Annotated in this window: 6 protein-coding genes; all 6 read right to left on the bottom strand. The window is 74.1% G+C overall.

Annotated elements, in window-relative coordinates; genetic code table 11:
• Window positions 1-12 precede the first annotated feature (12 nt).
• A complete protein-coding gene (locus G9Q37_RS19775) occupies window positions 13-3,126 on the bottom strand; it encodes an efflux RND transporter permease subunit (protein WP_277345046.1) in 3,114 nt (1,037 codons plus the stop codon).
• Window positions 3,127-3,157: 31 nt separating this feature from the next.
• A complete protein-coding gene (locus G9Q37_RS19770) occupies window positions 3,158-4,378 on the bottom strand; it encodes an efflux RND transporter periplasmic adaptor subunit (RefSeq protein WP_166230002.1) in 1,221 nt (406 codons plus the stop codon).
• 167 nt (window positions 4,379-4,545) lie between these two features.
• A complete protein-coding gene (locus tag G9Q37_RS19765; protein ID WP_166230000.1) occupies window positions 4,546-6,528 on the bottom strand; it encodes an AsmA family protein in 1,983 nt (660 codons plus the stop codon).
• Window positions 6,529-6,603: 75 nt separating this feature from the next.
• Window positions 6,604-8,028 carry an efflux transporter outer membrane subunit gene (locus G9Q37_RS19760; protein WP_166229998.1) on the bottom strand — a complete coding sequence of 475 codons (1,425 nt, stop codon included), beginning with the start codon at window positions 8,026-8,028 and terminating at the stop codon, window positions 6,604-6,606.
• Window positions 8,025-11,174 carry an efflux RND transporter permease subunit gene (locus tag G9Q37_RS19755; RefSeq protein ID WP_166229996.1) on the bottom strand — a complete coding sequence of 1,050 codons (3,150 nt, stop codon included), beginning with the start codon at window positions 11,172-11,174 and terminating at the stop codon, window positions 8,025-8,027. The genes G9Q37_RS19760 and G9Q37_RS19755 overlap by 4 nt, the downstream gene beginning before the upstream one ends.
• Window positions 11,175-11,178: 4 nt before the next feature.
• The gene (locus tag G9Q37_RS19750; RefSeq protein ID WP_166229994.1) at window positions 11,179-12,315 is read right to left on the bottom strand and encodes an efflux RND transporter periplasmic adaptor subunit; all 1,137 of its coding nucleotides are present in this window, start codon (window positions 12,313-12,315) and stop codon (window positions 11,179-11,181) included.
• Between the last annotated feature and the right edge of the window lie 46 nt (window positions 12,316-12,361).

Genomic DNA, 12,361 nt, shown 5'->3' with positions numbered 1-12,361 from the left:
GCGGCGCGGGGTTCAGGCGGCGGGGGCGGCCGCGCGGCGGCGCGCAAGGCGGTCGAACGCCAGGTACACCACCGGCGTGGTGAACAGCGTGAGCACCTGGCTCACGATCAGCCCGCCCACCATCACGATGCCCAGCGGCTGGCGCAGCTCGGCGCCCGAGCCGCTGGCCAGCATCAGCGGCACCGCGCCGAACAGCGCGGCCAGCGTGGTCATGAGGATGGGGCGAAAGCGCAGCAGCGCGGCGCGGTGGATGGCCTCGCGCGGCGACAGGCCCAGGCGGCGCTGCGCGTCGAGCGCGAAGTCGACCATCATGATGCCGTTCTTCTTCACCAGGCCGATCAGCAGCACGATGCCGATCACCGCGATCAGGTCGAGCGGGCGGCCCGCGAGCAGCAGCGCGGCCAGCGCCCCCACCGTGGCCGAGGGCAGCGTGGACAGGATGGTGAGCGGGTGGATGGCGCTTTCGTAGAGCATGCCCAGCACCAGGTACATCACCACCACCGCGGCCAGGATCAGCCACAGCGTGTTGGCCAGCGAGCTGCGAAAGCCCTCGGCCGCGCCCTGGAAGCGCAGCTCCACCGCCAGCGGCAGCGCGATCTGGCGCTGCACGGTTTCGATCGCAGCCACAGCCTCGCCCAGCGAATGACCGGGCGCGAGGTTGAACGACAGCGTGACCGCGGGGAACTGGCCCTGGTGGTCGATGGCCAGCGGCGCGCGCTTTTCCACCGCGCGCGCCACGGCCGACAGCGGCACGGGCCGCGCGTCGGCGCCGCCCGCGGCGGGCCGCACGTACACGCCTTCGAGCGCGGCCAGGCCGCCGCGCGCGGCGTCGTCGCTCTCGAGCACCACGCGGTACTGGCTGGCGTGCGTGAACAGCGTGCTCACCTGGCGCTGGCCGAAGGCGCTCTGCAGCGCCGAGGCGATGTCGCCCATGCGCAGGCCCAGGCGCGCGGCGGCGTCGCGGTCGATCTCGAGGTAGGCCTGCAGGCCTTCCTGCTGCAGGTTGCTCGCCACGTCGGCGAGCTCGGGGCGCTCGGCCAGCGCGGCCAGCAGGCGCCCGGTCCACTCGGCCAGCAGCGCGCTGTCGGGCGAGCTGAGCGTGAACTGGTACTGGGTGCGGCTGATGCGGTCTTCCAGGCCCAGCTCCTGCACCGGCTGGAACCAGGCGCTGATGCCCTGCACGCCGCGCGCGCGCTCGCGCAGCCGCTCGATGAGTTCGCCCGCCGAGACCGAGCGCTGCGCGTGCGGCGCGAGCGTGATCAGCATGCGGCCGCTGTTGAGTGTGGCGTTGCTGCCGTCCACGCCGATGTAGGACGCCACGCTCTGCACCGGCGCTTCGTCGAGCAGGGCGCGCGCGAGCGCCTGCTGGCGCTCGGCCATGGCGGCAAACGACACGCTCTGCGGCGCTTCGGTGACGACCTGGATCGCGCCCGCGTCCTGCACCGGGAAGAAGCCCTTGGGCACGACCAGGTAGAGCAGCGCCGTGAGCACCAGCGTGGCCGCCATGGCGAGCAGCGCGAGCGGCTGGCGCTGCAGCACCCAGCCCAGGGCCTGGTCGTAGCGGTCGATCACGCCGCTCAGCCAGTCGCGCCGGCCCTCGGCGTGCGCGGGCGCTGCGGTGAGCATACGCGCGGCCATCATGGGCGTGAGCGTGAGCGAGACCAGCAGCGAGATGCCGATGGCCACCGCGAGCGTGACCGCGAACTCGTGGAACAGCCGGCCCACCACGTCGGCCATGAACAGCAGCGGGATCAGCACCGCCACCAGCGACACCGTGAGCGAGACCAGGGTGAAGCCGATCTCGCTCGCGCCCTTGAGCGCGGCCTCGAGCGGGCCTGCGCCCTCTTCGCGGTGGCGCGCGATGTTCTCCAGCATCACGATGGCGTCGTCGACCACGAAGCCGGTGGCGATGGTGAGCGCCATGAGCGAGAGGTTGTTGAGCGAGTAGCCCAGCATCAGCATGGCCGCGAAGGTGCCCACCAGCGACAGCGGCACCGCCACGCTGGGAATGAGGGTGGCGGGCAGCGTGCGCAGGAAGACGAAGGTCACGGCCACCACCAGCGCGATGGCGAACAGCAGCTCTTTCTGCACGTCGCGCACCGAAGCGCGGATGCTCTCGGTGCGGTCGGACACCACCTGCACCTTCACGTTGGCCGGCAGCGTGGCGGTGAGCTGCGGCAGCAGCGCGCGCACCTGGTTGGCCACCGCGATCACGTTGGCGCCGGGCTGGCGCTGGATGTTGAGCAGCACCGCGGGCGCGAGGCCGCAGCCGCCGGTCTGGCCCTCGGCGCAGGCCATGCCGGCCCAGGCCGCGAGGAAGCGGTCTTCGGCGCCCTCCTCCACGCGCGCCACGTCGCCCAGGCGCAGCGGCGCGCCGTCGCGCCAGGCCACGATCAGGCGGCGGTACTCGCCCACGGTGCGCAGCTGGTCATTGGCGTCGAGCAGGGTGCTGCGCAGTTCGCCGTCGAAGCTGCCCTTGGGCTGGTTGTTGTTGGCCGCGGCGATGGCCGTGCGCAGCTCTTCGAGCGTAAGCCCGTTGGCCGCGAGCGCGCGGCCGTTGGCCTGCACGCGGATGGCGGGGCGCTGGCCGCCCGCCAGGCTCACCAGGCCCACGCCGGGCAGGCGCGAGATCTGGCCCGCCATGCGCGTGTCCACCAGGTCGACCACGCGCGGCAGCGGCAGGCCTTCGGAGCTGATGGCCAGCGTGAGGATGGGCACGTCGGCCGGGTTGACCTTGCGGTAGATCGGCGGCGCGGGCAGGTCGTTGGGCAGCAGGCTGTTGGCGCTTTGCAGCGCGGCCTGCACGTCCTGCTCGGCCACGCCGAGGTCGACCTCGAGCGCGAAGCGCAGCGTGATCACCGAGGCCCCGCCCGAGCTGGTGGACGACATCTGCGCCAGGCCGGGGATCTGGCCCAGCCGGCGCTCCAGCGGCGCGGTGACGGTGCGCGCGGTCACGTCGGGGCTGGCGCCGGGCTGGAAGGTGAACACCTGGATCACCGGGTAGTCCACCTGCGGCAGCGCCGACACAGGCAGCTGGCGCCAGGCGAGCAGGCCCGCGATCAGCACCGCGAGCATCAGCAGCGAGGTCGCCACCGGCCGCAGGATGAAGGGGCGCGAGAGCGAGATCGGGGCGGCGGCGGCCATGGGCAGCACCCGCTCAGCGCGGCGTTGCGGCGTCGGGCGCGAGCGGCGAGCCCGCGGGCAGCTCGGTGGCCTTCACCACGTTCACCGCGCGGCCGTCTTCGAGCCGGTCCAGGCCTTCGAGCACCACGGGCTCGCCCGCGGCCAGGCCCTTGAGCACCACGGTGCGGCCGCCGCTGGCGGGGCCGAGCTGCAGCTCGCGCACGCGCGCCTTGCCCTCGGCGATCACGTACACGTAGCTGCCGCGCGAGCCGTGCTGCACCGCGTCGGTGGGCACGGTGACCGTGCCGGGCAACTGGCGCAGCGACAGGCGCACGTTGACGAACTGGTTGGGGAACAGCGCGTCGTCGGCGTTCTCGAAGCGCGCCTTCAGGCGCAGCGTGGCGGTGGCGGCGTCGATCTGGTTGTCCAGCGTGTCGAGCCGGCCCGTGGCCAGGCGGCTGCGGTTCTCGCGGTCCCAGGCCTCCACGCGCGGCGCGGCCTGGCCGGTGGCGGCGTGTGCGGCGCGCACCTCGGGCACCTGGGGCTCGGGCACGCTGAACAGCACCGCCACGGGCTGGGTCTGGGTGATGGTGAACAGGCCGTTGGCGTCGTTGGCCGAGATCAGGTTGCCCGCGTCCACGCGGCGCAGGCCCACACGCCCCGCGATCGGCGCGGTGATGCGCGTGTACGAGAGCTGCAGCTTCGCGTTGTCCACCTGCGCCTGGTCGGCCTGCAGGGTGCCGCGCAGCTGCTGCACCAGCGCGGCCTGGCGGTCGAGCTGCTGGCGCGCGATGGCGTCGCGCTGGAACAGGCCCTGGTAGCGCGCGAGCTCGCTCTCGGCGTTGCGCAACTGGGCCAGGTTCTGCTGCTGCTGGCCCTGGGCCTGCGAGAGCGCCACGCGCAGCGGCTCGGGGTCGATCTCGGCCAGCAGCTGGCCGCGCTGCACGCGCTCGCCTTCGCGCACCAGCACGCGCGCGAGCTGGCCGTCGACGCGGCTGCGCACGGTCACGGTGTTGTAGGGCGCCACCGTGCCCACGGCGCGCGCCTGCACGGTGAAGTCTTCGGTGCGCGCGGCCTCCACGCGCACAGCCACGGGCCCGCGCCAGGCGCTGGGCGTGGCCGGCGGCTGCGGCGGCGGGCGCAGCAGGAACCACCACGCCGCCGAGCCCACGGCCGCCAGCAGCACCAGCCAGAACAGGCCGCGCAGCCAGGGGCGGCGCGGGCCGGGCGCGGAGGAGCGGTCGGGATCGGACATGGGTTGGAGGCTGGCGCGGAAGGGGCGGACAGGCAAGGGTGGAAACGCCACGGTGGCGCAACCCGAGCGGGCGGGGGACAGGGGCTTGCGGGGCCGCGGCGATGATAAAGACCCGCCATTACCCCAGCGGGCCGCCCCCACATCGCGCGGCGCCGGCCGGCCGGGGCTCAGGGCTCACACGGATCGCCCTCGCCCGGCTTGCCCAGGTCCACCAGCGGGATCACCGCCGCCGCGGGCCCCGCGACCGCGCCGAGCGCGATCGCGCCCGCCAGCCGGCCCGCGAGGCGGCGGCCTTCGATGCCCACCTGCGGCCGGCCCAGCGTGCCCGTGACGGTCACGGGCGTGCGCAGCGACAGCGGCGTCCAGTCCTTGGGCTGGGTCACCACGCGCAGCGCCAGCGATTCGTCGCGCAGGTTCACGCGGCCGCCCAGGCGCACGGTGCTGTCGCGGTTGTCGAGCACGGCCAGGCGCGGCTCCACCACGCCGTCGCGCGCCACCAGGTCGAAGCGCGCGCAGCGCAGCGGCAGCGGGTCGTCGCCGCGCACGAAGACGCCCAGGGCCTGCGCGAGATCGAGGCCCAGGCCTTCGGTGACCAGGTGCGAGACCGTGCCGTCGCGCAGCCGCAGGTCGATCGGGCCGTCGAGCGAGCCCAGGATGTCGGCGGTGGACGCGCCGCGCCCGCTCAGGTCGAGCCGGGCCTGCAACACGCCCGTGAGGTAGGGGTCGGCGTTGCCTTGGCCCTGGCCCTGGCCGTTGCGGCGCAGGCCCTTCACCCAGTCGGCCAGGTTCACGCCGGCCACGTCGAGCGTGGCGCGCCAGGCCGCGGGCTCGGCGGTGCTGTCGAGCTGGGTCATGCCCTGGAAGCGCCCGCCCGAGACCGAGGCGCGCAGTTCGTCGAGCCGCAGCACGCCGGCCTGCAGCCGCACCTGGGTCTGCAGGCCGCGCAGCGGGGCCATGGCGTCGGTGCCGAAGTCCACGCGGTCGATGGCCACGCGCACGTCGGCGTCCATGGCCTTGAGCGAGGGCAGGTCGAAGCGGCGCTGCGGCAGCACGCGGCCCGCGGGCGGCGGGGTCTGGGGCCGCGCCGCCGCGGCCGGCGCGCCGATGGCGGGGCCGAGGTCGGCGAACGCGAGCCGGCTGCCGGTGAGCTCGCCCGTGAGCCGGCGCGGCTGCGAGCGCTGGAAGAAGCGCAGATCGCCCGCGAGGCGGCTGCTGCCGATGTGGGCGCGCTCGGCCTGCAGCCGCCACACGCCCGCGTCTTGCGAGAGCCGGCCGCGCAGTTCGAAGGGCGGGGTCTGCGGCAGCGTGAGGCCCAGCGGCCGGCCGACCTCGGCCAGCGAGGGACCGCTGAAGGCCAGCGCGCCCTGCAGCCGGGGCGTGCCCAGCAGCGCCGCGGCCTGGCCGTCGTACAGCAGCCGCGCGCGGCCCACCGTGCCCTCCACGCGCAGCGGCACCCAGGGCGCGTCGCGCGCGGTGTCGGGGTCGTGCAGCAGCGGCAGCGTGCCACCGGCGCGCGCCTGCAGGCGCAGGGGCATGGCGCGGTAGCGGCCGTTCAGCCGCGCCTCGGTGCCCGCGCCCGCGCCGTCTTCGGCCTCGCCTTCGCGCGCGCGCAGCGCGATCTGCAGATCGACGTCGGCCACCGGGTCCTGCCAGTCGACCATGCCTTCGCCGATCACGAGCGAGCCGAAGCGCGGCAGGCCGCCGAGCGGCTCGGCCTCGGCCTCGACTGCTTCGGCGCGCGGCGTGCGCGCGCCGATCTGCCAGTTCGCGCGGCCGTCGGGCGTGCGCACCAGGCGCGCGTCGAGCGCATCGGCGCGCAGCGCCTGCAGGCGCAGGCGATCGCCCTGCCGCCAGCGCCACACGTCGCCCCAGCGCCAGGCCACGGCGGCGCCGCGCGCATCGAGCAGGTGCGGCGCGCCGAAGCGCGGGTCGGACGCGATGTGCAGGTGCTCCACCTCCAGCCGCGGCCGGCCGATCAGGTGCAGGCGGAAGCGCCCCTGCATCTGCACCGGCACGCCCGCGCTCTGCGTGGCCGCGCGCTCCACCGGCGCGCGCAGAAAGCGCCAGCCGCTCAGCTCGGCCGCCACCGCTCCCAGGACCAGCGCGGCGCCGGCCCAGGCCAGGAGGGGGGTGAAGCGCGCGCGTGCCATGGGGATGGGAGCCCGCCGGGCAAGCGGTGTTCCTGGCGGGATGTGTCGGGATGTAGGTCCCGCCTCACGAGGGCTTCACCAGCGCCCGCCCAGCGCGCGCAGCAGGTCCACGCGGTTGGCGCGTTCGGCCTGGCGCAGGTCCACCAGGCCTTGCTGCGCGCTGGCGAGCTGGCGCTGGGCGTCGAGCAGATCGAGCTGGCTGTTCGCGCCCAGGCGGTAGCCCTGTTCCACCAGGCCCAGGCTGCGCTGCGCGGCATCGACCTGGGCCTGTTGGGCCGACAGGCGTTCGGCCAGGCCGTCGCGCACCGCGAGCGCGTCGGCCACCTCGCGGAAGGCGGTCTGCAGCGTGGCTTCGTAGCGGGCCAGGGCCTCGCGCCGGCTGGCCTCGCTCGCGTCCACCTGGGCGCGGCGGGCGCCGGCGTCGAACAGCGCGAGATCGAGCTGCGGCACCACGCTCCACACGCCGCTGCCGCGGCCGAACAGGCCGCCGAGCTCGGCGCTGCGCGTGCCCGCGCTCGCGGTGAGCGTGAGGCGCGGGAACAGCGCGGCGCGCGCGGCGCCCACATCGAAGGCGCTGGCCTGCAGCGCCTGTTCGGCCGCGCGCACGTCGGGCCGCTGCAGCAGCACCTCGGCGGGCAGGCCCGCGGGAATGGCGGGCAGCGCGGTGGCGTCGCCGCGCCCGGGGGTCTCCTGCGCGGCGGGCAGCAGCGCATCGGGCAACAGCGCATCGGGCAGCGGCTGGCCGGCGAGCAGCTCGAGCTGCGCGCGCGCCTGCTGCACCGCCACCGCGCTGCGCGCCGCCTCGCCGCGCGCGGCCTCGAAGGCGGTGCGCGCGCGGGCGCGGTCCAGGCCCGAACTCGCGCCGCGCTGGTACTGCGCCTCGGCGAGGTCGAGCGTGCGCTGCTGGCTTTGCAGGAGTTGCTGCGCCAGCACCGCGCGCTGCTGCAGCGCCTGCAGGTTGAGCCAGGCGTTCAGGGTTTCGGCCACCAGGCTCAGGCGCGCGCTTTGCTGCGTTTCGGTCTGCGCAAGGTAGCGCGCGAGCGCTGCGCCTTCGAGGCTACCGAGGCGGTCGAACAGGTCGATCTCCCAGGCCGCGAGGCCCAGGCTCAGGCTGTAGCTGGTGGCCGCGCCGTTCTCGAGCGTGCGCTGGCGTGTGGCGGCGGCCGACACGCCCAGCTGGGGCGCGCCCGCGGCGCGCTGGATGCGGTATTGCGCCTGCACGCGCTCGACCGCGGCGGCGCTGGCGCGCAGCGAGCGGTTCTGCGTGAGCGCGATGCCCACCACCTCGCGCAGGCGCGGGTCGTTGATGAAGCCGGCCCACTCGCGCGCGGCGGCGTCGGCCGCGGCGGTGTCGACCGCGGGGGCCGGCGCGCCGGCGCGGAAATCGCTGCGCAGCGGCGGCACCGGGGCCTCGGTGCGCGGCACCAGCGAGCCGCAGCCCGCGAGCAGCGCGGCCGCGGCCAGCGGCGCGGCCAGGGCCTGCATATTCAGCGACCTCATGCGCCCACCTCCTGCCCCCCGGCGGGGGCGGCGCGGCGCGCCGAGAAGCGCCGCCGCACCCACAGGTAGAACAGCGGCACGAAGAAGATGCCCAGCGCCGTGGCGCTGGCCATGCCGCCGAGCACGCCGACGCCGATGGCGCGCTGCGAGCCCGAACCCGCGCCGGTGGCCAGGGCCAGCGGCAGCACGCCCATCATGAAAGCCAGCGAGGTCATGAGGATGGGGCGCAGCCGCTGCCGGCTGGCCTTGAGCGTGGCGTCGAGCAGGCCCATGCCCTGGTCCACCAGCGACTGCGCGAACTCCACGATGAGGATGGCGTTCTTGGCCGCCAGCCCCACGGTGGTGAGCAGGCCGACCTGGAAGAACACGTCGTTGCTCTGACCGCCGATGTGGTGCGCGAGCAGCGCGCCCACGATGCCCAGCGGCACCACCAGCATCACGCTGAAGGGCACCGACCAGCTCTCGTAGAGCGCGGCCAGGCACAGGAAGATGAACAGCACCGAGATGGCGTAAAGCATGGGCGCCTGGTTGCCCGAGAGCCGCTCCTGGTAGCTGCGGCCCGACCACTCGTAGCCCACGCCGGGCGGCATCTGGCTCAGGACCTGCTCCATCGCGGCCATGGCCGCGCCCGAGCTCACGCCGGGCGCGACGTCGGCCTGGATCTCGTAGGCCGCGCTGCCGTTGTAGCGCACCAGCTGGCGCGGGCCGTTGACCCAGTCGCTGGTGGCGAAGGCGCTGAAGGGCACCATGGCGCCCTCGGCGTTGCGCACGTACCAGTGGCGCAGGCTGTCGGGCGCGGCGCGGAAGGCCGCGTCGCCCTGCACCAGCACGCGCTTGACGCGGCCGCGGTCGAGGAAGTCGTTGACGTAGCTGCCGCCGAAGGCGATCGACAGCGTGTCGTTGATGGTGGTGGTGCTCACGCCCAGCGTGCCGGCCTTGTGGTCGTCGATGTGGATCTGCAGCTGCGGCGTTTCGGCCAGGCTGTTGACGCGCGCGCGGTTGAGCTCGGGCCGCTGGTTGGCCGCGGCGAGCAGCTGGTCGCGCGCCTTCGCGAGCGCCTCGCTGCCCACACCGCCCAGGTCTTGCAGGAAGAGCTGGATGCCCGCGCTGCCGCCCAGGCCACGCACCGTGGGCGGCTGCACCACGAACACGTCGGCGTCGCGCACGCGGCGCTGCAGTTCGCGGCTGAAGCGCTCGGCGAGCGCGCCCGCGCTCTGGGCCGCCTCGGGGCGCTGGTCCCAGTCGGTCAGGCGGATGAAGCCCTGGCCCGAGCCCTGGTCGCCGCCCGAGCCGCGCACGAAGTTGTAGAAGCGGATCTCGGGCTGGGCCGCGAAGTAGTCCTCGATGTCCTCGGCGATGGCCTCGAGCCGTTCGGCCGTGGCCCCCGGGGCCATGCGCACCTGGAACTGCAGGCTGCCCTGGTCTTCGTCGGGCAGGAAGGAGGTGGGCAGCGCGCGGTACAGCAGCACCATGCCCGCAATGACCAGCAGGTACACCACGAAGCTGCGCACGCCGCGCGCGCTGAGCCAGCGCACGCGGTCGACGTAGCGTTCGGTCATGCGATCGAACCAGCGGTTGAAGCCGCCGAAGGCGCGGCCCAGCGTGCGGCCGAAGGGCCCGCCCGGGGCCGCGTGTTCGCCCGCGTGCACCGGCTTCAGCAGCGTGGCGCACAAGGCGGGCGACAGGCTCATGGCCACCAGCACCGACAGCACCATGGCGCTCACCACCGTGATCGAGAACTGCCGGTAGATCACGCCGGTGGAGCCGCCGAAGAAGGCCATGGGGATGAACACCGCCGACAGCACCACCGCGATGCCCACCAGCGCGCCGCTGATTTCCTTCATGCTGCGGCGCGTGGCCTCGCGCGGGTCCAGGCCCTCTTCGCGCATCAGCCGCTCCACGTTCTCCACCACCACGATGGCGTCGTCCACCAGCAGGCCGATGGCCAGCACCAGGCCGAACATGGTGAGCGAGTTGATGGAGTAGCCCGCCACCGCGAGCACGCCGAAGGTGCCCAGCAGCACCACCGGCACCGCGATCGCGGGGATCAGCGTGGCGCGCAGGTTCTGCATGAACAGGTACATGATGACCACCACCAGCACCATGGCCTCGATCAGCGTCTTCACCACGCCTTCGATGGACACGCTGATGAAGGGCGTGGTGTCGTAGGTCACCGTGGTCTTCATGCCCGGCGGGAAGAAGGGCTCGAGCTCGGCGAGCTTGGCCTTGACCGCGTTGGCCGTGGTGAGCGCGTTGGCACCGCTGGCCGGGTAGATGGCCATGCCGGCCGCGGTCTGGCCGGTGCTGCGGATGTTGGTGGTGTAGCTGTCGCGGCCGAGCTCCACGCGCGCCACGTCGCCCAGGCGCAGCACCGACCCGTCGGGCAGCACGCGCAGCACGATGTCGCGGAACTGCTCGGCCGTCTGCAGCTTGGCGCGCGCCGTGACGATGGCGGTGAGCCGCTGGCCCTCGGGCGAGGGCGGCGCGCCGATCTGGCCCGCCGAGACCTCGGTGTTCTGGGCCAGCAGCGCATTGCGGATGTCACCCGGCACCAGCGCGTAGCGCTGCAGCCGGGCCGGGTCGAGCCAGATGCGCATGGCGTAGCCCGAGCCGAAGATGCTCACGTCGCCCACGCCCTCGACGCGGCTCACGATGTCCTGCAGCGTGCTCGAGAGGTAGTCGCCGAGGTCCGCCGAGCTCACGGCGGGGTCGTCGCTGGTGAGCGTGACCACCATGAGGAAATCGGTGCCGGCCTTGGTGACGCGCACGCCCTGGGCCTGCACCGCCTGCGGCAGCCGCGAGAGGGACTGCGCCACCTTGTTCTGCACCTGCATCTGCGCGAGGTCGGGGTCGGTGCCGGCGACGAAGCTCAGCTGCGTGCTCGCGGTGCCCGAGGCGTTGCTCGACGACTCGATGGAGAACAGGCCGTCGATGCCCTTGAGGTTCTGCTCGATCACCTGCGTCACCGAGTCCTCGATGGCCTTGGCCGAGGCGCCCGGGTAGCTGGTGTTGACCGAGATGCGCGTGGGCGCGATGTCGGGGTAGCGCTCGAGCGGCAGCGTGAGCACCGCGGCCGTGCCCGCGAGCATGACCACGATGGCCAGCACCCAGGCGAAGATGGGGCGGTCGATGAAAAAGCCGGCCATGCGCTCAGCCCCCCTGCGCCAGCTTCGCGGGCACCGGCGTCACCACCAGATCGGGCCGCGCGCGCTGCAGGCCCTCGACCACCAGGCGTTCGCCGGGCTTGAGGCCTTCGTTGACCAGCCACTGGTTGCCCAGGCTGCGCCCGAGCCCGAGGCGGCGGCGTTCGAGCTTGTTGCCCTCACCCACCACCCAGGCCGTGGCGTCGCCCGTGGGCGTGCGGCTCACGGCCTGCTGCGGCACCACGATGGCGCTGCGGTTCACGCCCGCGAGCAGCCGCGCGGTGACCACCATGCCGGGCAGCAGGCTGGCGCGCGGGTTGGGCACGCTGGCGCGCAGCGTGACCGCGCCGGTGCCCGGGTCCACCGTCATGCCGCTCACCTGCAGCCGCGCGGGCTCGGGGTGTTCGCTGCCGTCTTCGAGCACCAGGCGCAGCTCGCGGCTGCCGCTGCCCGCGTCGAGCTGGCGGCGCAGCGCGAGCATCTCGGCGCTGCCCTGCACGATGTCGACCTGCATGGGGTCGAGCCGCTGCACGGTGGTGAGCGGCTGGGTCTGGCTGGCCGTGACGAGCGCGCCCGCCGTGACCTGCGAGATCTCGACCCGGCCCGCGATCGGCGCGGTGATGCGGGTGCGCGCGAGCTGCACCTGCGCGGCGTTGAGCGCGGCGCGCGCCACGGCCACCTCGGCCTCGGCCTGGCGCAGCGCGGCCGCGCTGTCTTCGGCGGCCTGGCGGCTGATCACGTCGGCCTGCAGCAGTTCGGCGTCGCGCGCGGCCTTGGTGCGCGCCACCGCCAGCTGGGCCTCGGCGCGCTGCAGCGTGGCGGCCGCGCCCGCGCGCTCGGCCTCGAACGTGGCGGCGTCGAGCTGGTAGAGCGGCTGGCCCGCGCGCACCGTGCTGCCCTCTTCGAACAGGCGTTTCTGCACGATGCCGCTCACCTGCGGCCGGATCTCGGCCACCTCGCTGGCCGCCAGGCGCCCCGGCAGTTCGAGCTCGAGCGGCGCGTCCTGCGTGGACACCGTGACCACGCCGACCTCGGGCGGCGCGGCCGCGGGCTTCGGGGCGTCGCCGCCCTTGCTGCAGGCGGCCAGGAACATCAGGGCGCTCAGGGCGCCCAGCGTGAAAAGGGAGGGGAGCGTGCGCGGCATGGCGCGCGACTGTGCGCAAGGAATGTGGAGAGAAATTGAAGCGCCC

Origin of the sequence: Hydrogenophaga crocea, assembly GCF_011388215.1 — a bacterium.
GTDB lineage: Bacteria > Pseudomonadota > Gammaproteobacteria > Burkholderiales > Burkholderiaceae_C > Hydrogenophaga > Hydrogenophaga crocea.
Note: the sequence above shows the minus strand (reverse complement) of the source record. Positions and strands in the feature narration are given on the sequence as shown.